The sequence below is a fragment of the Romboutsia sp. genome (assembly GCF_056995035.1).
The window spans coordinates 135,744-159,076 of the sequence record NZ_JBXKIW010000048.1 but is presented as its reverse complement, the minus strand read 5'-3'; the positions used below and the strand labels follow the sequence as shown (position 1 = coordinate 159,076).

The 23,333-nt window shown below is 30.1% G+C and carries 21 protein-coding genes; all 21 read left to right on the top strand.

Annotated features, from left to right (window positions below):
* Positions 1 to 11: 11 nt before the first annotated feature.
* The 21 genes from nusA to rny all read left to right on the top strand — a co-directional run bounded on the left by nusA (position 12) and on the right by rny (position 23,089).
* A complete protein-coding gene (gene nusA, locus AC11VW_RS07225) occupies positions 12 to 1,097 on the top strand; it encodes a transcription termination factor NusA (RefSeq protein ID WP_484300728.1) in 1,086 nt (361 codons plus the stop codon).
* A gap of 17 nt (positions 1,098 to 1,114) precedes the next feature.
* Positions 1,115 to 1,390, top strand: a complete 276-nt coding sequence (gene rnpM / locus AC11VW_RS07220; protein ID WP_484300727.1) for an RNase P modulator RnpM — start codon at positions 1,115 to 1,117, stop codon at positions 1,388 to 1,390.
* A complete protein-coding gene (locus tag AC11VW_RS07215) occupies positions 1,380 to 1,700 on the top strand; it encodes a L7Ae/L30e/S12e/Gadd45 family ribosomal protein (RefSeq protein WP_484300726.1) in 321 nt (106 codons plus the stop codon). The genes rnpM and AC11VW_RS07215 overlap by 11 nt, the downstream gene beginning before the upstream one ends.
* Positions 1,701 to 1,714: 14 nt before the next feature.
* The gene (infB, locus tag AC11VW_RS07210; RefSeq protein ID WP_484300725.1) at positions 1,715 to 3,658 is read left to right on the top strand and encodes a translation initiation factor IF-2; all 1,944 of its coding nucleotides are present in this window, start codon (positions 1,715 to 1,717) and stop codon (positions 3,656 to 3,658) included.
* Positions 3,659 to 3,679: 21 nt separating this feature from the next.
* A complete protein-coding gene (rbfA, locus tag AC11VW_RS07205) occupies positions 3,680 to 4,069 on the top strand; it encodes a 30S ribosome-binding factor RbfA (protein WP_484300724.1) in 390 nt (129 codons plus the stop codon).
* A complete protein-coding gene (locus AC11VW_RS07200) occupies positions 4,062 to 5,033 on the top strand; it encodes a DHH family phosphoesterase (RefSeq protein ID WP_484300723.1) in 972 nt (323 codons plus the stop codon). The genes rbfA and AC11VW_RS07200 overlap by 8 nt, the downstream gene beginning before the upstream one ends.
* Positions 5,034 to 5,044: 11 nt before the next feature.
* Entirely contained in the window at positions 5,045 to 5,953 is a 909-nt protein-coding gene (gene truB / locus AC11VW_RS07195) for a tRNA pseudouridine(55) synthase TruB (protein ID WP_484300722.1), read from the top strand.
* Positions 5,954 to 5,982: 29 nt separating this feature from the next.
* Positions 5,983 to 6,927, top strand: a complete 945-nt coding sequence (locus AC11VW_RS07190) for a bifunctional riboflavin kinase/FAD synthetase (RefSeq protein ID WP_484300721.1) — start codon at positions 5,983 to 5,985, stop codon at positions 6,925 to 6,927.
* Between the two features lie 90 nt (positions 6,928 to 7,017).
* Positions 7,018 to 7,275: a 30S ribosomal protein S15 gene (gene rpsO / locus AC11VW_RS07185; protein WP_284132482.1), complete on the top strand. Its 258-nt coding sequence runs from the start codon at positions 7,018 to 7,020 to the stop codon at positions 7,273 to 7,275.
* A gap of 278 nt (positions 7,276 to 7,553) precedes the next feature.
* Positions 7,554 to 9,668: a polyribonucleotide nucleotidyltransferase gene (locus AC11VW_RS07180; RefSeq protein ID WP_484300720.1), complete on the top strand. Its 2,115-nt coding sequence runs from the start codon at positions 7,554 to 7,556 to the stop codon at positions 9,666 to 9,668.
* 166 nt (positions 9,669 to 9,834) lie between these two features.
* On the top strand, positions 9,835 to 10,575 hold the full coding sequence (locus tag AC11VW_RS07175; protein ID WP_484300719.1) for a polysaccharide deacetylase family protein: 741 nt from the start codon (positions 9,835 to 9,837) through the stop codon (positions 10,573 to 10,575).
* Positions 10,576 to 10,757: 182 nt separating this feature from the next.
* Positions 10,758 to 11,999, top strand: coding sequence for a M16 family metallopeptidase (locus AC11VW_RS07170; RefSeq protein WP_484300718.1), 1,242 nt, complete (start codon positions 10,758 to 10,760; stop codon positions 11,997 to 11,999).
* Between the two features lie 25 nt (positions 12,000 to 12,024).
* Complete coding sequence (locus AC11VW_RS07165) at positions 12,025 to 12,270, top strand: YlmC/YmxH family sporulation protein (protein WP_484300717.1); 246 nt, start codon at positions 12,025 to 12,027, stop codon at positions 12,268 to 12,270.
* A gap of 8 nt (positions 12,271 to 12,278) precedes the next feature.
* Positions 12,279 to 13,493: an aspartate kinase gene (gene dapG / locus AC11VW_RS07160; RefSeq protein ID WP_484300716.1), complete on the top strand. Its 1,215-nt coding sequence runs from the start codon at positions 12,279 to 12,281 to the stop codon at positions 13,491 to 13,493.
* Between the two features lie 148 nt (positions 13,494 to 13,641).
* Positions 13,642 to 14,445, top strand: coding sequence for a ClpP family protease (locus tag AC11VW_RS07155; RefSeq protein WP_484300715.1), 804 nt, complete (start codon positions 13,642 to 13,644; stop codon positions 14,443 to 14,445).
* Between the two features lie 122 nt (positions 14,446 to 14,567).
* Entirely contained in the window at positions 14,568 to 16,961 is a 2,394-nt protein-coding gene (locus AC11VW_RS07150; protein ID WP_484300714.1) for a DNA translocase FtsK, read from the top strand.
* A gap of 2 nt (positions 16,962 to 16,963) precedes the next feature.
* Positions 16,964 to 18,016 carry a tRNA 2-selenouridine(34) synthase MnmH gene (gene mnmH / locus AC11VW_RS07145; protein WP_484300713.1) on the top strand — a complete coding sequence of 351 codons (1,053 nt, stop codon included), beginning with the start codon at positions 16,964 to 16,966 and terminating at the stop codon, positions 18,014 to 18,016.
* A complete protein-coding gene (gene rimO, locus AC11VW_RS07140; RefSeq protein WP_484300712.1) occupies positions 18,016 to 19,350 on the top strand; it encodes a 30S ribosomal protein S12 methylthiotransferase RimO in 1,335 nt (444 codons plus the stop codon). Before mnmH ends, rimO begins: the two co-directional genes overlap by 1 nt.
* Complete coding sequence (gene pgsA, locus AC11VW_RS07135) at positions 19,337 to 19,879, top strand: CDP-diacylglycerol--glycerol-3-phosphate 3-phosphatidyltransferase (protein WP_484300711.1); 543 nt, start codon at positions 19,337 to 19,339, stop codon at positions 19,877 to 19,879. Before rimO ends, pgsA begins: the two co-directional genes overlap by 14 nt.
* A gap of 374 nt (positions 19,880 to 20,253) precedes the next feature.
* Positions 20,254 to 21,288 carry a recombinase RecA gene (gene recA, locus AC11VW_RS07130; protein WP_484300710.1) on the top strand — a complete coding sequence of 345 codons (1,035 nt, stop codon included), beginning with the start codon at positions 20,254 to 20,256 and terminating at the stop codon, positions 21,286 to 21,288.
* 259 nt (positions 21,289 to 21,547) lie between these two features.
* On the top strand, positions 21,548 to 23,089 hold the full coding sequence (gene rny, locus AC11VW_RS07125; protein WP_484300771.1) for a ribonuclease Y: 1,542 nt from the start codon (positions 21,548 to 21,550) through the stop codon (positions 23,087 to 23,089).
* The last annotated feature ends 244 nt before the right edge of the window (positions 23,090 to 23,333 follow it).

Below are 23,333 nucleotides of genomic sequence, written 5' to 3'. Positions count from 1 at the left end.
AGGAAAAGTAAATGAATCACGAATTTATGGAAGCATTAGACGAACTAGAAAAAGACAGAGGTATAGATAAAGAGATACTTATAGATACTATAGAACAAGCACTTTTAACTGCATACAAGAAAAACTTTGGATCAGCTCAAAACGTTAGAGTTGAGTTTGACAGAGTCGGAGGAGGAGATATAAAAGTATTTTCTCAAAGAGTAGTAGTTGATGAATCGGATTTATATGATACTTTCTTAGAAATAGAGCTTAAAGACGCTAGAGAAATAAGCCCTAGCTATGAGTTAGGAGATATAATAGAGCATGAAGTAACTCCTATGGACTTTGGAAGAATAGCAGCTCAAACGGCAAAGCAAGTTGTTGTTCAAAGAATAAGAGAAGCTGAAAGAGATATAGTATACAAAGAATACATGGATAAAGAAAATGAAATAGTTACAGGTGAAGTAGCTAGAATGAATAAAAATATAGTTCATATAAATCTTGGGAAAATAGAAGCTGTAATGACACAACCGGAGCAAATACAAGGGGAACATTACAAACCAGGTCAACAATTAAAGGTTTATATACTAGAAGTGAAAAAAAGCAATAAAGGACCTCAAATCGTAGTATCAAGAAGTCATCCAGGTTTAGTTAAGAGATTATTTGAATTTGAAGTACCTGAAATATTTGAAGGTATAGTTCAAATTAAATCTATAGCTAGAGAAGCAGGATCTAGAACTAAGATGGCAGTTAAATCTATAGATGAAAAGATAGACCCAATTGGATCTTGTGTTGGTCCAAAAGGTTCAAGAGTAAAAAATATAGTTGATGAACTTGGTGATGAGAAAATCGATATAATAAAATATAGTGATGATCCAGCTGAATTCATATGTGCAGCTTTAAGCCCATCAAAGGTTGTTAAAGTAGATATAAATGAATCAGAAAAATCAGCTTCAGTTGTTGTGCCTGACTATCAATTATCATTAGCAATAGGTAAAGAAGGACAAAATGCAAGACTTGCAGCTAAACTTACTAACTGGAAAATAGATATAAAAAGCGAATCTCAAGCAGGAATACAAGCTCCTGTAAATGAAGATAACGAACTAGACGCTGAGTAATAAAGGAGGGGTATTCTTTGGAAAAGCAAAAAAAGATTCCTCAAAGAAAATGCATAGCTTGTCAAGAGAGAGACTCTAAAAAAGGCTTAATAAGAATTGTCAAGAATAAGGATGGACAAATATTTTTAGACCCAAGTGGAAAAGCAAATGGTAGAGGTGCATATATATGTAAAGATGTTGAATGTTTAAAAAAGGCTATAAAAACCAAAGCTTTAAATAAAACATTCAAAATAGAAGTACCTAATGAGGTATATGAAAATCTACTTAAGGAGCTTGAAGCTTATGAAAACTAATGAAGAAAAAATATACTCATTTTTAGGACTTGCAACTCGTGCAGGCAAGATGGTATCAGGAGATGACTCTACACTGCTTGAAATTAGACGAGGAAATGTAAAATTAGTTATAGTGGCTGATGATGCATCAGAAAATACTAAAAAATTATTTAAAGATAAATCATCATACAGAAATATACGATACGTATATTTTTCAACTAAACTACAATTAGGATTGGCAATAGGAAAAGCTCCAAGAGCAGCATTGGGAATTAAGGATGCAAACTTTGCTAACAAAATAATAGAATTAATGGAAGAACCAAAAATATAATAGGGGGTGATCTTGTGTCAAAAACAAGAGTATACCAAATAGCAAAAGATCTAGGAATGTCAAATGAAGACGTACTAGCTAAATTAAGAGAATTAGAAATAAATGCAGAAGATGAAAATACTGAATTAGAAGAAACTGAATTAGAATTAGCTTTAGAAATATTAAAAGGTGAAGTGGCTGTAACTAATGGATCAACTAGAGTAATAGATGGTAAATTAACAGTTCAAGAATTAGCTAATAAGTTAGATAAGTCTGCATCTGAAATAATAATGAAACTTATGAAAATGGGAACAATGGCTTCAATAAACCAAGAAATAAGTTTTGAAATAGGATCATTAGTAGCTAGCGAATATGGATTAGAAATAGTTATAGGTGGATCAGATGAAGAAGAAACAGAAGCAATAGATGCTTTAATGGAAATAGAAGAAGATAGAGAAGAAGATTTAGCACAAAGACCACCGGTTGTTACAGTTATGGGACACGTTGACCACGGTAAAACTTCTTTACTAGATGCTATAAGATCAACTCATGTAACTTCAAGTGAAGCAGGAGGAATAACTCAACATATAGGAGCTTCTGAAGTTGTAATAAATGATCAAAAGATAGTATTCTTAGATACTCCAGGACATGAGGCCTTCACATCTATGAGAGCTAGGGGAGCGCAAGTTACGGATATGGCAATATTAGTTGTTGCAGCAGATGATGGTATAATGCCTCAAACTGTAGAAGCTATAAACCATGCTAAGGCTGCTGGAGTACCTTTAATAGTTGCTATAAACAAAATAGATAAGCCAGGAGCAAACCCTGATAAGGTTAAGCAAGAATTAGCTGATCAAGGATTATTAGTTGAAGACTGGGGTGGAGAAGTTATAGCAGTTCCAGTATCAGCTTTAAAAAGAGAAGGTATAGATACTTTACTTGAAATGGTACTTTTAGTTGCTGAAATGGAAGAATTAAAAGCTAACCCTAACAAAAGAGCTGTTGGTACTGTTATAGAAGCAGAACTTGATAAAGGTAGAGGACCGGTTGCTACAGTACTTGTTCAAGGTGGAACACTTAAAGTTGGAGATCCAATAGTTGCAGGTGTTGCATGTGGTAAAGTAAGAGCAATGATAAACTCTAAAGGAAAAAGAGTTAAGACTGCAGGACCTTCTACAGCAGTAGAAATATTAGGTTTATCTGAAGTTCCACAAGGTGGAGATCAATTCGTATCAGTTCCGACTGATAAAATAGCTAGAAGTGTAGCTGAGAAGAGAACACAAATAGCTAGAGAAGAAATGTTAAAATCTAACCAAAGAATGTCACTTGATGATTTCTTCGATCAAATGGGTGATGCTGAAGTTAAAGAACTTAACATAGTTATAAAGGCAGATGTACAAGGTTCTGTTCAAGCTGTTAAGCAATCTTTAGAAAAATTATCTAATGATGAAGTAGCAGTTAGAGTAATACATGGTGGAGTTGGAGCAATAACTGAATCTGATGTTATGCTTGCTACTGCGTCTAATGCAATAATAATAGGATTCAACGTAAGACCAGTTCCAGGAGCAGAATTAATGGGACAAAAGGAAAAAGTAGATATAAGAAGTTACACTATAATATACAAGGCTATAGAAGATGTTCAAGCTGCTATGACGGGTATGTTAGATCCTGAATTCAGAGATGAAGATACAGGGAAAGCTGAAGTTAGAGAAACTTTCAAATTATCTGGAGTAGGTACAATAGCAGGATGTTATGTAACTAGTGGTAAGATATTCAGAGGATCTAAAATAAGAATAGTTAGAGATGGAATAATAATCCATGAAGGACAACTAGCTGCACTTAGAAGATTCAAAGATGATGTTAAAGAAGTTAACACAGGGTATGAATGTGGTATGACTTTCGTAAACTATAGCGATTTAAAAGAAGGCGATATAGTTGAAGGATATATAACTAAAGAGATAGAAAGAAAATTAAAATAGATATAAAAGAGGTCGATACTAATGGCATCATATAATAGAACTAGAAGAATAGCTGAAGAAATAAGAAAAGTTGTAAGTACAATGCTTATAAGCGGAATAAAAGACCCTAGAATAACATCTATGGTTAGTGTAACTGATGTTGAAGTTACAAATGATTTAAGTTATGCCTATATATATGTAAGTATATTAGGTGGAGACGAAGAATCTACATTAAAAGGACTAAGAAATGCAGTAGCCTATATAAGAAGAGAAGTAAGTAGAAACGTAAAGCTTAGACATACTCCTCAAATAATATTTAAAATTGATGATTCTATTAAAAACGGAATGTATATGTCTGATTTAATAAGAAAAGTTAATGAAAATAATAACAACGAAGTATCTTCTAATGAAGAGGAAAGCTTTGATGAATAATATAGATAATATTATTGAATATATAAAGGGAAGTAACGATTTTATCGTTACTTCTCATATTAGTCCTGATGGTGATAATATAGGTTCAACTCTTGGTATATATTATAGTTTAAAGAAACTAGGAAAAAACGTTTACTACGTATTAGATGATAATACACCACAAAATTTAAAATTTTTAGTAGAAGATATAAATATCTTAAAATCTAGTGAAATTGATTTGAAAGATTACAGTATAATAGCTCTTGATTGTGGAGACAAAAATAGAATATGTTTAAGTGATGAATTAAGAGATAATGCTAAAAAAATAGTATGTATAGATCATCATGCAAGTAATGATTCTTATGGCGATTTTAATTATATAGATGTACATGCATCATCTACTTGTGAATTAGTATATAATTTATTAGTTAGATTTAATGAAACTCAAAATATAGATTTTATAGATGAAACTACAGCTACAGCTCTTTATACTGGTTTAGCTACTGATACTGGTAACTTTGCATATTCAAGTACTCATCCAAGTAGTTTTGAAATGGCAAGGCAACTTCTATTAAAAGGTGCAAAGAGAGATATGATAATTCAAGCCGTATTCCAAAGTAATTCATATAATTATTATAAATTATTAGGAGAAGCTTTAAATACATTAGATATAGTTGATGGTAAAATTGCTAGTATAATGGTAACTAAAGAGATGCTAAAGAGAAATGAGATAAGCTTTAATGATGTAGACGGAATAACATCATATACAAGAGATATAGAAGGCGTAGAAGTTGGGATTCTTATAAAGGAAAAGAAAGAAAATGAAGTCAAGGTTAGTTTAAGATCGAAAAATTATGTAGACGTAAGCCTTATAGCTCAAAGCTTTAATGGTGGAGGACATGTAAGAGCATCAGGATGTACTATCTATGATAGTGTTGAAAATGCTAAGCAGAAGGTACTAGAAGCTGTATTAAAAACAATCTAAGGTGATGAAATATGAATAAAATTGTAAATATAATAAAACCTACAGGTATGACATCTCATGATGTTGTAAGTGCTGTAAGAAAAACCTTAAACATAAAAAAAGTTGGACATACAGGTACCCTTGACCCAGATGCGTCAGGGGTATTACCTATATGTATAGGAAAAGCAACTAAAGTAAGTGAACTTATACTTAATAAAGATAAATCGTATATATGTGAGTTGACTCTTGGTATAACTACAGATACTTATGATTCTTCAGGTGAAATAGTAGAAAGAGTAGAAAATTTCAATTTCACAAATGAAGAAATAGAAAAAGCATTTGATACTCAAAGAGGACATCTAAACCAATTACCACCGATGTATTCAGCATTAAAAGTAAATGGAAAAAGAATGTGTGATTTAGTTAGAAGTGGAAGGGCTGATGAGATAAATCTAAAAACACGCCCAGTACACATAAAAAAGCTTGATATATTAAGTATAAATGGAAATAAAATAATGTTTTACGTACAATGTTCTAAAGGAACTTATGTAAGAAGTATTTGTTTTGATGTAGGAAATGAGCTAGGATGTGGAGGGCATATGTCTTTTTTACTTAGAACAGCATCAGGCAAATTTAACTTAGAAAATGGTATAACATTAGAAGAATTAAAGGAATTTAAAGAAAATGACACATTAGATAAGCATTTATATGATATAGATTATGTACTATCTAATTTCAAATCTATAGTAATTCATCCAAATGCTGAAAAGTATTATATAAATGGTGGCATAATAGATGAAAGAAGGTTCTTAGAAAAGAACTTTGATGAAAATGATGAATTTGTAAGAGTTTATAGTCAAAGTGAATTTTTAGGAGTTGGAAAATTATCAAAAAAAGACAACATTGTAAATGTAAAAAGTGATAAACTATTTATAGTATAAAATAACTATAACGTGGTGGGGAAATCATTATGACTATTATAAAATCTATAAATGTAATAGATAATATAAAAAGAAGTGTTGTTACAATAGGAAATTTTGATGGCCTTCATAAAGGACATCAAGTTCTTATAAAAAAAGCGATAGATTATGGAAAAGAAAATAATATGAAAAGTGTTGTATTTACTTTTGAAAATCACCCAGCAAATTACTTTGTTTCTAATTCTATAAAAAATATTATTAGTAATAAAGAAAAAACACGTAGACTAAGAAAATTAGGTGTTGATATAATAGTAAGTGTACCTTTTGATGAATATATGACCAAGATATCGGCAGAAGAGTTTGTTAAAAATATATTGGTTAATAAGCTAGGAGCAGAGAAAGTCATAGTAGGATATGATTTTACATATGCTAGAAATAAAGAAGGTAACACTGATTTATTAAAAATGCTAGCTAAAAAACATAATTTTGAACTAGAGGTACTAAAACCTATAAAAATAGATGGGACAAGAGTAAGTAGCACGTATATTAGAAGTTTAGTTTCTCAAGGAAAGGTATCTCATGTAAAAAAATATTTAGGATATAATTATGAGATAGAAGGAAAAGTAATCCAATGTAGACAGCTTGGAAGAACAATAGGATTTCCAACAGCTAATATAGAAATAGATAAAAATATGATTACACCTAAAACAGGAATATATGCTACAAAAGTATATATAGATGGTAAAATATATTATGGAGCAACTAATATAGGGTATAATCCTACAGTAAATGGTAAAAGCCTATCTATTGAAACTAATATTCTAGAATTCAATGAAGAAATATATGGAAAAATCATAAAAGTTGAGTTTTTAGAAAGAACAAGAGATGAGAAGAAGTTTTCATCTTTAGAAGAATTAAAAAATCAGCTAGAAAAAGATACTAGTTATGTATTTGAAAAGTATATTTGCAAAACGAAACAATATATGATAAAATAATCAAGTAAATAAACCATTACTCGGCATTAGATTACTCCAATCAATGCTTAGTAATAGGCGATTTTAAAAATATGGAGGTAAATCACTATGATGATGAACAAAGCAGAAATAATGAAAGAATACGGAAGAGCTGAAGGAGATACTGGTTCTCCAGAAGTACAAATAGCTTTATTAACAGCTAGAATAAACGAATTAAACGGTCACTTAAAGACTCACAAGAAAGATCACCATTCAAGAAGAGGATTATTAAAGATGGTTGGTAGAAGAAGAAATTTACTAGCTTACTTAAAAGATAGAGACTTAGAAGGATACAGAGCGTTAATAGCTAAGTTAGGATTAAGAAAATAATAATTAACTTTATTATAAAAGAGAAGATATATATCGTCTCTTTTTTTTGTATATTCAATCATATAATTATGTTATATTTGGTCAAATTAGATATGACTAAATTTATATAAATAAGTAAATAATAAGTGAAACAAAAAAGATGTTACTGTTTATAGTGTACTTCAAAAATTATCAATATAAGGTAGTATATGACTTTTATGTTGTTAATTTCTAATATTTTTGATAATATAGTACGTAGGATGATAAAAACGGTTTTAAAAAAGAGGAGGCAAACATTAATGTTTGAACATAAAATATTTAAAATGGATTTAGCAGGAAGAGAATTCTCTGTTGAAATAGGAAAAATAGCTGAATTAGCTAGCGGAAGCGCAATACTTAGATATGGTGAAACTATGCTTATGGTAAACGTGTCTAAGTCAGGAAAGCCAAGAGATGGAATAGATTTTTTCCCTCTAAGTGTTGATTATGAAGAAAAATTATATGCAGTTGGAAAAATACCAGGTGGATTTTTAAAAAGAGAAGGAAGACCTTCAGAAAAAGCGATACTTACATCAAGACTTATAGATAGACCTATAAGACCTTTATTCCCAAAAGGATTTAGAAATGATGTACAAGTTGTAGCTACTGTATTATCAGTAGACCAAGATTGTACTCCTGATATCGTTGCCATGATAGGTTCATCTATAGCACTTTCAATATCAGATATACCTTTCAATGGGCCAACAGGTTCTATTTGTGTAGGATTAGTAGATGGTGCATTCGTAGTAAACCCAACTGCAGATCAAAGAGAAAAGAGTTCTCTGCACCTTGTGGTATCTGGAACTAAGGAAGCTATAATGATGGTTGAAGCTGGAGCTGAGGAAATACCAGATGCTTTAATGCTTGAAGCTATATTATTTGCACACGAAGAAATTAAAAAAGTTGTAGCATTTATAGAAACTATAGTAGCTGAAGTTGGAAAAGAGAAAATAGAAGTTAAATTACATCAAATAGATGAAGACGTTGAAAAAGCAGTTCGTGAATTTGCTACAGCAGATATGAAAGAAGCTGTAAAAACTATAGAAAAGCTTGAAAGAATGGAAAAAATGGATGCAGTAAAGGAAGCTACTTTTACTCATTTTGAAGAAATAGCTGATACATTTGGTGGAGATATAGAAGATACTCTTCATGCAATAATAAAGGAAGAAGTTAGAAAGCTTATAGTACATGAAAATATAAGACCAGATAACAGAAGACCAGATGAAATAAGACCAATATGGTGTGATAATGGATTCATACCAAGAACTCATGGTTCTGGATTATTTACAAGAGGTCAAACTCAGGTTATGTCAATAACTACACTTGGATCGCTTGGAGATGCTCAAATATTAGATGGCCTTGATGAAGAAGAAAACAAGAGATATATGCACAACTATAACTTCCCTGCATACAGTGTTGGTGAAGCTAGACCGTCAAGAGGACCAGGAAGAAGAGAAATAGGACATGGAGCTTTAGCTGAGAGAGCTTTAGTACCAGTACTTCCTTCAAAAGAAGATTTCCCTTATGCAATAAGAGTAGTTTCTGAAGTATTAAGTTCAAATGGTTCAACATCTCAAGGTAGTGTATGTGGTTCTACATTATCGCTTTTAGATGCTGGTGTACCTATAAAGGACATGGTAGCAGGTATAGCAATGGGTCTTATAAAGCATGATGACAAAGTTGCAGTATTATCTGATATACAAGGTATGGAAGATCACTTAGGAGATATGGACTTTAAAGTTGCAGGAACTGAAAAGGGTATAACTGCTATACAAATGGATATAAAAATAGCTGGTATAGATGAACAAGTTTTAAGAGATGCTTTAACTCAAGCAAAAGTTGGTAGAATACACATACTAAACGAAATGAGAAAAACAATATCAGCTCCTAAACCAGAATTATCAAGATATGCTCCTAAGATAGTAACAATGAGAATAAACCCAGACAAGATAAGAGACGTTATAGGACCAGGTGGAAAAGTTATAACTAAGATAATCGATGAAACTGGAGTTAAAATAGATATAGAACAAGATGGAGAAGTATTCATAGGTGGTATAGATCCAGAAATGATAGCACTTGCTCAAAAACGTATCAATGATATAGTTGTTGAAGCAGAAGTTGGTCAAATATACACTGGTAAAGTCAGCAGAATAATGAACTTCGGTGCATTCGTTGAAATACTTCCAGGAAAAGAAGGATTACTTCATATATCTCACATAGCACACGAAAGAGTTGCTAAAGTAGAAGATGTATTAAACATAGGTGATGAAGTAGAAGTTAAAGTGACTGAAATAGATGAAAAAGGAAGAATAAATTTATCTAGAAAAGTACTTTTACCAAAGCCTGAAAGAGTAGAGAAAAAAGACGAACAATAATATATAAATCAAGGAAGCTTTCTTTTAAAGGAAGCTTCTTTTTTTAAGTCATAAATATATAAACAAGCTAATAGTATATATAAAGAAATAATTTGTACATGTTAAAGTAAACAATCTTAAATTAGACATATATAATGTACAAAAAGAATTTTAGGGGGAAGATTTAATGATGATGATGGTAATTAATAAAAAGAAACTAAAGAAAATCATTATATCCTTGGTAATAGTTATATTAGCAGTAACGGGTATATTATTTATGATAAAACAAAATAAAAGTGAAACCACATTTAATTTATTTGATTCGGCAGATTTACCATACTACCAAGGAACAAAAGTACAAAGTGGATACGTTGCATTAACTTGCAACGTAGATCTTGGTTGGGAAAGTGAATATGTAGAAGGGATACTTGAAGTCCTAGAAAAAGAAGATGTAAAAATAACTTTCAATGTAACTGGAAGATGGGCGGAAAAAAATCAGGAATTATTGCTTAAAATTAAGGGACAAGGACATGAAATAGGTAATCATGGTCATAGACATTTAGACTATGCAGAGCTAACGTATGAAGAAAACTTAGAACAAATAAAAACATCTAAAAAAATAATAGAAGATATAATAAAAGAACCAACAAAATTTTTCCAAGCACCATCAGGTTCATTTGGTGAAGGCACAATGAAAGCAGCAAACGAATTGGGGTATACGTGTATAAAATGGGATATTGATACAATTGATTGGAAATATAGAGAAGAACCTGAAGTAATAATAGAAAGGGTTAAAAAGAAAGATATTCAGGATAATAGTATAGTGTTAATGCATCCAACAAAAGCAACAACTCAGTGTATAGATGATATAATTCAAATAATTAGAGACAAGGGATTAAAACCAGGCAAATTGAGTAATGTATTCTAAAATGAAAGTAATAAAGACGAAGTGTATATAATAAATAAAGCCACTAATTACTGTAGTAAGCTAGTTATTTTAAAATATACTTATAGTTGAATAAATATAGGTTGTAACTTATAATTTAATACATGTACATATAAATAATATATTATAAGTTAACATAAATATAAAATAAATGGAGGTTTAGTATGTATAAAACACATGTATTAGATAATGGCCTTACTATAATAGGAGAAGAGATACCGTACGTGAAATCTATTTCTCTAGGGTTATGGATAAATGCAGGGTCAAGAATAGAAGAGGAAAAAACAAGCGGAATATCTCACTTTATAGAGCACATGTTATTTAAAGGGACAAAAAATAGAACATCTAAAGACATAGCGAGTGAGATAGACAACCTAGGTGGTCAAATAAATGCATTTACAAGTAAAGAATGTACCTGTTACTATGTTAAATTATTAGATTCTCATATAGATATAGGTATAGATATATTAAGTGATATGATTTTGAATCCGTTATTTGATAAAATTGATATAGATAAAGAGAGACTAGTTATACTTGAAGAATTAAAGATGTACGAAGATTCACCAGAAGATTTAGCTTATGATTTATTGACAGAAAATATATATGCAGGTGACGGACTAGGAATGAATATTATAGGTACAACAAAATCACTAGATAACATAAATCAAGAAGAAATACTAAATTATTTCGGAAAATATTATGTTCCTAATAATTCTGTAATATCTATATCTGGTAATTTTAAATTTGAAGAAATGATTGAAAAGATAGAAGTAAAATTAAAAGATTGGCAAAGAAAAGAAGTTGAAATTAAGCTTGAAAAAGCAGAGTTCAAAAACTGCTTTATAACTAAAAATAAAGATACAGAACAAATAAACTTAGCTATGAGTTTAGAAGCAATTCCAACTGAAAATATTGAAGAAGTTTATGCATTAGCTGTTATAAATACCGTATTTGGAGGCAGTATAAGCTCTAGATTAATGCAAAAAATAAGAGAAGAAAAAAGTTTAGTTTACTCAATATATTCATCTCAAAGTTTATATCAAAAATGTGGAGAGTTGGGAATATTTGCAAGTATGAGTAACGAAAATCTGGAAGAAGTATATAATCTAATTATAGAAGAAATTAAAAACTTAAAACAAAATTATCTTACAGATAAAGAAATAAGAGAAACTAAAGAACAATTAAAGGGAAGCTATATATTAGGATTAGAAAGTACTAGCAGTAGAATGATGTCTATAGGTAAAGCTATGCTTTTAAACAAAAAGGTTAAAACTACAGATGATATACTTGACTGTATAGATAATGTAGATAAAAAAACAATAGAGAGTGTTATAGATAAAATATTCACCTTAGATAAACTAGGCGTATGTATAGTAGGTAGAGAAGTAGAAAAAATTAAGCTATAGTAGAATAACTATTGGGGGGATAAAAATGAACTTATCTGAAATAGCAGGTAAAGAAATAGTTAATTTAGTTACAGGAGAAAGACTAGGGGTAGTTGGAGAATGTGACCTTATATTAGATGAAACTACAGGAGATATACTGGCACTATTAATACCAAGAGAAAGAGGATTTTTTGGTATTAGAAAAGATAAATCAGTACTTGAAGTACCGTGGAGAAGTGTAAGAAAAATAGGGAACGACATGATAATAATAGAATATGACGGAGTATACTAGGGGGGAATATGGAAATTTTAGTTCAAAAATTTGGAGGGACATCACTAGAATCATATGATAAAATGAATGAAGTTTGTAAAATAATAAAATCATATAAAGAAGAAAATGAAGACTTGGGGTTAGTAGTAGTAGTTTCAGCTATGGGAAGAAAAGGTGCTCCATACGCAACAGATACTTTAATAAATTTATGTAGTCAAATAAATGCAGAGCCTCAAAAACGAGAATTAGATATTATAATGAGTTGTGGGGAGATAATATCAGGAACAATACTTGTTAATATGCTAAAATCAAGAAATATAGAAGCTATATTTTTAACAGGTAGTCAAGCTGGAATGATAACTACGAGTGATTTTTCTAATGCAAAAATAATCGATATAAAACCAGATAGAATTAAAAAGGAATTAAAAAATAAAAAAGTTGTTATAATCGCAGGATTTCAAGGAGCTACAGAAGATGGAGAAATAACTACCCTAGGAAGAGGTGGAAGTGATACTTCAGCAGTAGCAATAGGAAAATCTTTAGATTGTGATATTATTGAGATATATACAGATGTAGATGGTATAATGACTGCAGATCCAAGGATAGAGCCAGAAGCTAAAGTATTGAATTGTATAGATTATGAAGAAGTATTTCAAATGGCAGATAAGGGTGCCAAGGTTATACATCCAAGAGCAGTGAAGTTAGCTAAAAGTGCAAATATAACTTTAGCTATAAAAAACACCTTAAATCCAACTTTTGAGGGAACAAGAATTTGCTCAGAGTGCAAAAATAAAGTTATAGGATATGAACAAGAAGATGGTCTTATGACAGCAGTTGCTCATAAAGATAAAATAGCGCAAGTGAAAATTAAAATAAGTGAAGATATTTTTACTGAAATACTAAATGAAATAGAAAAAAATAGTATAAGCATAGATATGATAAATTTCTTCATAGAAGAGAAGGCTTTTGTTATAGAAGAAGAATCAGTACAATTATTAGAAAATATATTGAAAAAATTCGAAATAGAGTATGAAATAAATGAAAATTGCGCAAAGGTAACTTTAATAGGTGCTAGAATAAGTGGAACACCAGGCGTTATGGCAAAAGTAGCAAGAGCATTATCAAAATCAAAAATATCACTGCTTCAAACATCAGATTCAAGCATGACTATATCATGCTTAGTGAATAAGGACGATATGTCAAATGCTATACATGCAATTCATAATGAATTTTATCTAAAATAAAAATCTAGGGTAATACCTTCTTAAACTATATTTTAAAATACATTCAAAAATATTAGAGATAGATAGGAAAGACAAGTTATAATGTGAATTTTTTTGAATAAATTTGGAAATAATAATTTAAAAGTAGATTTTGAGAGGAGTATTACCGATGAGATATTATGAAGATAATATTAATTTTAATAATAACATAGAGTTTGAAAAAGAAGGTAACGATAAAAATAAAAACAAACCAGTTAAGAATCAATGTGACGAAGAACTAGACGATGAAAATGAAGAAATACAAAATATGAAACAAATGGGAATCCCTAGTATGCCTCCAAAGCCTTCAAAAGATATACAGTGTATAACTATAATAGGAGAAATTGAAGGTCACTATATAGGTAACCCTCAAAAGAAGGCAACTAAGTATGAACATATAATACCGATGCTTTACTCAGTAGAAGAAAGTCCTGAAATAAAAGGTGTATTAGTTATATTAAACACAGTAGGCGGAGATGTAGAAGCAGGTCTTGCTATGTCAGAACTTTTAAATAGTGTATCTAAGAAGGTAGTTACACTTGTTTTAGGAGGTAGTCATAGTATAGGAGTTCCTCTTGCAACGGCTGGAGACTACTCATTTATAGCACCAACTGCAACTATGATAGTGCACCCTATTAGAACTAATGGATTAGTCATAGGAGTGAATGAAACTTTTGAGTACTTCAAAAAAATGCAAGAAAGAATAGTTCAGTTTGTAATTAGGACTTCAGATATAGGAAGAGAAGAACTAGAAAAGATGATGCACTCTAAGGATGAACTTGTAAGTGATGTAGGTAGTGTTCTTATAGGTAAGGAAGCTGTGGAGTGTGGTCTTATAAATGAAGTAGGAGGACTTAAAGAAGCATTAAAGAAATTAAAAGAATTAATGAAAGAATCTGAAGAGGATAGTGAGAATTCTAAAGATAATAAATAAGATTTGTTCAAATAATATAATATATGATATAATTGAATAATATAGGAAAAGTGTTAGTGTTAAGGCATTAACACTTTTTGCTATGAGTAGGTTAAAGAAATTACAAATGAGAGGTGAGATGGGTGGCTAAAAAGAAAAAAAGCAAAAAGAAAGACAATAAATTAAGTTTTAATGCAGAATATCACAACTTAGTAACCGTATTTGTAGGTATATTTTTATTATATAGTTTAAATTCAAACTCTATGGGGTTAATAGGAAATATGATGCAAACACTTTTTAAAGGGTTATTTGGATCAATTTCAATTGTTATCCCATTTATAGTTATGCTGTCAGGTATACTTGGGTTCTTTGAAGGTAATGAATATATATATAGGTTAAAAAACACTAAAGTTTATTATGTGGGAATCGTATTTATATTTGTATTTTATGGATTACTAAATGCAAGAAGTTTACCAGTAGATAGTCCGCTAAATCCTGAAATGTTAAAGCCTGTAATGGAAATGGGAGTTAATGGAACAGGATGTGGTTTAATAGCTACAACTATAACATATTATATAAGTAAAATGTTTGGTATAACTGGTGGGTGGATGATAAGTATATTCATTCTTATAATAGTAGGGATGTTTACATTTAATATATCGTTAAAAGATTTAATATTAAACATAAAAGCCAAATCAAATAGTGCTAAAAATGGAAACCTTAATTTAAAAGATAAAGTTTCAAATATGAAAAAATCTGCTTTAGATATGATGACTGACGAAGTAGATGAAACTACTATGATTAAAAAAGAAGGTTTATTTAAAGGTCTTATGTCTAAAAAAAACAAAGGTCAAACTGAAGATCCAGTCTTAGATTTAGATAATGAAATCGATGAAGTAGATGATAAAACTATAAAAATAGTAGGATTTAACAAAGCAGAAGATGAGTACTTAGAAATATTAGAAGGGACTCAAAGTATGTCTGAGTTAGAGGTATTAAAAGAACTTCAAAACTTTAGTAAAGAAGAATATGAAGATGTTAAAGAACAGCCAATTAAAACATCTAAAACATATGATAAGGGAAAGACTCAAACAATAGATATAAAACCAGAAGCAAGTTATGAAAATTATAAGAAACCTAATGCTGAACTTTTAAATAAGATAGATAAAAAATCTGATGATAATGGTAAGAAAAGAGTATTGAAAAATGCATCATTACTAGAAAAAACATTATCAGATTTTGGAGTTGAAGCTAAAGTTAATCAAGTTACAGTAGGACCTACTATAACAAGATATGAAATACAACCAAGCCCTGGAGTTAAGGTTAGCAAAATAGTAAACTTAACAGATGATATAGCTTTAAGTTTAGCAGCTAAAAGCATAAGAATGGAAGCACCAATACCAGGTAAAAGTGCAATAGGTATAGAAGTTCCAAATGAAGATGCACAAATGGTTACGGTACGTGAAGTATTAGAAAGTGAGGAATTTAAGAAATTTGATTCTCCGCTTGCAATGGCTTTAGGTAAAGATATAAGTGGGAAAACTGTAATAGCTGATATAGGTAAAATGCCACACTTACTTATAGCAGGGTCAACTGGTTCAGGAAAAAGTGTTTGTGTAAATACTTTAATAAGTAGTATATTATACAAAGCTAAGCCAGATGAAGTTAAGTTATTGCTTATAGATCCAAAAGTTGTTGAACTTGCAAATTATAATGGAATACCGCATTTATTAATACCAGTAGTTACAGATCCAAAAAAAGCAGCTAGTGCACTTAATTGGGCGGTAGTTGAAATGAATAGAAGATATAAATTATTTGCAGATACGCAAGTAAAAGATATAAGTAGTTATAATGAAAAGGCAGAAGAAAAACTTCCTAAAATAGTAATAATAATAGATGAGCTTGCAGATTTAATGATGGCAAGTGCAAATGATGTAGAAGATTATATATGTAGGTTAGCGCAAATGGCAAGAGCAGCAGGAATGCACTTAATAGTAGCCACTCAAAGACCTTCTGTTGATGTTATAACAGGAGTTATAAAAGCTAATATACCATCAAGAATAGCATTTGCGGTTTCATCTCAAACAGACTCTAGAACAATCTTGGATATGGGTGGAGCAGAAAAATTACTAGGAAAAGGTGACATGTTATTTTATCCATTAGGTGCAGCAAAACCTATAAGACTTCAAGGTGCATTTATATCTGAAGGTGAATCAGAAAAAGTTATAGACTTTGTAAAAAGCCAAATCAAAGACGCGGTAAAATATGAAGATGACATAATGGAGACTATATCTAAAGTTGCTATAACTAAGTCTAGTGATGAAGATGATATTTTAAGTGAGGCTATAGAATTTATAGTTGAAAGTGGACAAGGGTCTGCATCAATGTTACAAAGAAAGTTCAAAATAGGATTTAATAGAGCAGCAAGGCTTATAGATTCTATGGAAGAAAGAGGAATTGTTGGAAAGAGTGAAGGAAGTAAGCCACGAAAAGTTTTAATGACCAAAGAAGACTTACAAAATGTAGAAGGTGAATAAAATTGGAAATTATAAAAGTTAAAGACGCACTAAAGCTTGAAAATGTAGTATTTATAGATGTAAGAACGGAATCAGAGTATAATGAAGATTGTATATTAAATGCTGTAAATATACCCTTGTTTAAGGATAATGAACGTGAAGAAGTAGGTACGTTATACAAGCATCATGGTAAAGATGAAGCTATAAAAAAAGGATTTGATTATGCATCATACAAATTAAAAGATTTGTATCTACAAGCAAATAGTCTGGCTAGTAAGCATGAAAATATAGTTATATATTGTGCTAGAGGTGGAATGAGAAGTGGATCTGTAGTAAATTTATTAACATCTTTAGGAGTGAAGGTATATCAACTTGATGGTGGGTATAAAGCTTACAGAAATTTTGTATTAGATTATTTAAAAACAATAATGGATACTAAAAAATTTATAGTGATTCATGGTCTTACAGGAGCGGGTAAAACAGATTTACTAAAAATGTTAGAAGAAAAAAATATAGATGATATAGATTTAGAAGGGTTAGCTAAAAATAGTGGTTCTACATTTGGATTCATAACATTTGATGAAAAGCCACCAAGTCAAAAAAGATTTGAGACGAGCATTTTCGAAAAATTATTTTTCTCAAAAACTGATGCTTTATTTATAGAAAGTGAAAGTAAAAGGGTGGGTCATGTATGCGTTCCGAATGAAATTTATGAAGCTATAATAAGAGATGGATATCACTTACTTTTAGAATGTAGTTTAGAAAATAGAGTAAATAGACTTTGTAGAGATTATATCTATGATAAGAATAAAGAACATATAGAAGTATTAAAAAATTGTATAAATAAGTTTACAAAAAGGCTTGGACATGAAAAGGTAAATAAATATATAAATCTATTGGAAGAAGGAAAATATGAAGAGTTAGTAGAAAAGTATTTAGTAGAATACTATGATCCTTTATATATGCATTCAGTAGAAAAATATACTTATAATAAAGTAATAAACTTTGATAATAAAGACAAAGCTTTAGATGAAGCTATAAAATTCCATGAGACAGCAACGGAAGGAGCAATATAATGTTAAAAATAGCACTAGAATCACTAGGATGTTCTAAAAACTTAGTAGATGCAGAAATAATGATGGGTATATTAAATAAAAAAGGATATAAATTAGTCGGAGAATTTTCAGAGGCTGATATAATAATAGTAAACACGTGTGGATTCATAGAATCTGCAAAACAAGAATCTATAGATACTATTTTAGAACTTGCAGAATATAAAACTACTGGAAACTTAAAAATACTTATAGTTACAGGATGTTTAGCACAAAGATATTCTGAAGAATTAAAATCGGAAATACCAGAAATAGATGCAATAGTTGGAACAGGAAGTTACCAAAATATAGATGAAATACTAAACGGATTGAAAGAAGAAAAGCATATAATAAGTCTTAATGACATAGAATTTGCTTATAATGAAGAACTTCCAAGATATATATCAACTCCAAGTCATATGGCTTACTTGAAGATAGGAGAAGGTTGTGATAATCATTGTACTTACTGCATAATCCCTAAATTAAGAGGAAAATACAGAAGTAGAAAAATGGAAGATATAATAAAGGAAGCTAAAGATTTAGCATCTAGAGGTGTTAAAGAAATTGTAGTTATAGCACAAGATACAACAAAATATGGTTGTGACTTATATGGTAAAGAAATGTTACCAGAACTTTTAGAAGAACTTGCAAACATAGAAGGTTTAAAATGGATAAGAATAATGTATTCATATCCAGAATCAATAACTGAAGAATTAGTAAAAGTTATAAAAAAATATGATAACATATGTAATTATTTTGATATGCCTATACAACATGCGAGTAATAGAATATTAAAGTTAATGAATAGAAGAACAACTAAAGAAGATATATTAGCAAAAATAGAAATGATAAGAACATATATACCAGATGCAACGGTTAGAACTACAATAATAGTAGGATTCCCGGGAGAAACTGAAGAAGACTTCAAAGAAGTAGTAGATTTTGCAAAGCAAGTTAAATTTGATAGATTAGGTGCTTTTGCATATTCAAGAGAAGAAGATACAGCAGCTGATAAATTACCAAATCACGTAGAAGAAGAAGTGAAAGTTGAGAGAAGAGATGCATTAATGTTAGTACAACAAGGAATATCTCAAGAACTTAATGCTAATAAGGTTGGAAATGTATATGAAGTATTAGTAGAAGAGCAAATAGAAGATAACGTATATATAGCAAGGACACAAGGGGATGCAGAGGAAATAGATAGTATAGTATATGTAAAATATAAAAATCAACTTAATGCAGGAGACTTTGTAACTGTAAAAATAAATAATGCATTAGAGTATGATTTAATGGGAGATGTAGTAGATGAACTTGCCTAATAAATTAACTTTATTTAGGATATTTTTAATACCGATATTCATATTAGTAATGTTGCTTAATGTACCAAATAAGTTTTTAATAGCTTGTATAATTTTCATAGTAGCATCAATAACAGACGCTATGGATGGACATATAGCTAGAAAATATAATCTAGTAACAGACTTTGGAAAATTTATGGATCCATTAGCAGATAAGTTATTAGTTATCTCAGCGCTGACGTGCATGATAGAAGTTGGACTTGTAGCAAGCTGGATGGTTATAATAATAGTAGCTAGAGAGCTTACAGTGAGCATACTAAGAGCCATAGCGGCAGCCGATGGGAAAGTAATAGCAGCTAGTGGTGGAGGGAAGTTAAAAACGATAAGTCAAATGGTAGCTATAATAGTATTATTACTAGGAGCGCAATTTGCAAATCCTCTATTAATGAATATAGGAGATGTATCTATCTTAATAGCTACATTGCTTACATTATATTCTGGATGGGAATACCTATCTAAAAATAAAAATTTATTTATGAATAGTAAATAGTTCAAAAAAGCAGTAAAGATAATTTAAATTATCTTTACTGCTTTTTATATAATTATAAAAATTACTAGTTTAGGAGAAGTTATAAAAGTGCATAAAAATATTATAAAACAATATTATTTGTAATAAAGTGGATATAAACAACAATTATATTTTAAAAATTGTATAAAAATATGAATAAAGGTTCATAAATAGAATTAGTATGGTAAAATTTCACTTATGATATTATTTATTTAAATAACTAAACAAAAAAATTGATTGAAAAAGTAAATATAAAATATCTTTTAGAATTGACGTAACTTAAAATATAGTATATAATTAATATATAGTAATAGAACAAATGTTTGCGATTTATATAGATGAAGGGATGAATAAATATGAGTATAGAACAAGATAAATTAAAAGCGCTTAATCAAGCACTAGGACAAATTGAAAAAGATTTTGGTAAGGGGTCAGTAATGAAACTAGGAGAGGCTACATCTATGGCAATAGATATTATACCAACAGGGTCTATAGGATTAGATATAGCAATCGGTATAGGTGGTCTTCCAAAGGGAAGAATAGTAGAAATATATGGACCAGAATCTTCGGGTAAAACAACAGTTGCACTACACTCTGTAGCAGAAGCTCAAAAACAAGGAGGTATAGCAGCGTTTATAGATGCAGAACATGCACTTGACCCAATATATGCAAAAGCATTAGGTGTAGATATAGATAACTTAATAATATCTCAACCAGATACAGGAGAACAAGCCTTAGAAATAGCGGAGGCACTTATAAGAAGTGGTGCTATAGATATAATAGTAGTAGATTCAGTTGCAGCACTTGTTCCGAGAGCTGAGATAGAAGGGGATATGGGAGATAGTCACATTGGTCTTCAAGCTAGACTTATGTCTCAAGCATTAAGAAAATTAACCGGATCTATTAAAAAATCAAATTGTGTAGCTATATTTATAAACCAATTAAGAGAAAAAGTTGGTGTAATGTTTGGTAATCCAGAAACAACAACTGGAGGACGTGCGCTTAAATTCTATTCTTCTGTAAGACTTGATGTTAGAAGAATAGATTCAATAAAACAAGGTGACAAAGTAATAGGAAGTAGAACAAGAGTTAAGGTAGTAAAAAATAAAGTTGCTCCACCGTTTAAGCAAGCTGAATTTGATATAATGTATGGAGAAGGTATATCTAAGGTTGGAGATCTATTAGATATAGCAGCTGATATAGATATAATTAAAAAATCAGGAGCTTGGTATGCTTATAATGAAATAAAACTTGGACAAGGTAGAGAAAATGCTAAAAAGTTTTTACTTGATAATACTGATTTATTAGATGAAGTAGATGAAAAGGTTAGAAAACATTACAATTTAGATGAAAATAAAGAAAATACATCGCAAGAAAATGATACATTATAATAATAAATCAATACACACCTCCTATTAACTTGACATGAGTTAGAAAAAATTATAAAATTAAGTAAAGATAGAATATCTAAATTTGATTTTATAGCAAAATATTCTTAGAAATATAAAAACAAAGGTATTTTGTTGTTATTACAAGACAGATTATGAGTATTTAATGATACTTTATTACATATCATAGTTGAGCTTGTGATTATAAAAATGATTTTAAAAAGGTTTAGAAAGTGACATTTTGGGATTATTAACAAAGGAGGTGGATGTCATAGATACTATAGTAATAATGTTAATAGCTGCAGCAGTAAGTGTTATAGCTGGATATTTTGTAAGAAAGAATATATCTGAAGCGAAAATTGGCCAAGCTGAAAACTTAGCCAAAGAGATAATAGATAAAGCGGCCAGAGACTCAGAGACAGTACAAAAGGAAAAACTATTAGAGGCTAAAGAAGAGATCCATAAGTGGAGAACAGAATCAGAGAGAGAAAACAAAGAAAGAAGAAATGATTTACAAAAGTATGAAAAAAGAGTAATACAAAAAGAAGAAGTACTAGACAGAAAGTTACAAAATTTAGAGTCAAAAGAAACTAGTTTAAATGACAGATTAAAAAATGTATTAAAAAAAGAAGATGAAATAGAAGAAATAAAAGTTAAGCAACTACAAAAGCTAGAGAGCATTTCAGGAATTACTTCTGATAAAGCAAAAGAAATAATTTTAACTAATGCTGAAAGAGAAGTAAGACGTGAGATGTCTATAATGATAAAAGAAATAGAATCTCAAGCTAAAGAAGAAGCTGACAAGAAATCAAGGGAAATAATAGGTTATGCCATTCAAAAGTGTGCGGCAGATCATGTTGCAGAAACTACTGTAACAGTAGTTAACTTACCTAACGATGAGATGAAGGGTAGAATCATCGGTAGAGAGGGAAGAAATATAAGAACATTAGAAACTCTAACGGGGATAGATCTTATAATAGACGATACTCCTGAAGCGGTAATTTTATCAGGATTTGATCCTATAAGAAGAGAAATTGCAAGACTTGCTCTTGAAAAACTAATAGCTGATGGTAGAATACATCCAGCTAGAATTGAAGAAATGGTTGAGAAGGCTAAAAAAGAAGTAGATAGTATAATAAAAGAGTTTGGGGAACAAGCAGCCTTTGAAACAGGTGTACATGGATTACACCCTGAATTAATTAGATTATTAGGTAGACTTAACTATAGAACTAGTTATGGACAAAATGTACTTAAACATTCTATAGAAGTTGCGCATATAGCAGGAATAATGGCAGCAGAAATAGGGGCTGATGTTAAGTTAGCAAAAAGAGCTGGATTACTTCATGATATAGGGAAATCTGTAGATCATGAAATGGAAGGTACACATGTTGAAATAGGTATGGACTTACTTAAGAGATACAAAGAGTCTAAAGATATAATACATGCTATGAGTACACACCATGGTGATTATGAACCACAAACGATAGAAGCTGTTTTAGTAACTGCAGCAGATGCTATATCAGCAGCAAGACCAGGTGCTAGACGAGAAACATTAGAAGCTTATATTAAAAGATTAGAAAAATTAGAAGAAATAGCTAACTCATATGAGGGAGTAGAAAAATCGTTTGCTATACAAGCAGGTAGAGAAGTTAGAATAATGGTTAAACCTGAAAATGTTAGCGATGAAGATATTCACTTAATGGCTAGGGATATGACTAAGAAAATTGAAGATGAACTTGAATATCCTGGACAAATAAAAGTAAGCATAATAAGAGAAACTAGAGCAATTGAATATGCTAAATAGATAAAAGAGAGGTTTTATACCTCTCTTTTTGTATATAAAGTAATAATAAGATTTGCAAATAAAGGTAAAAATTAAATAATAAAAATTAAGAAATAAGAGAAAAATATATACAAGTATGTAACATATGAAGTCATATAGTATATATGAAAACGTTTAAATTAATAATTAGTAAGTGTCTAAATTTATATAACAGATTCGAGGAAAGTTAGAAATTTATAAATATTTATAAAATAAATTAGAAATA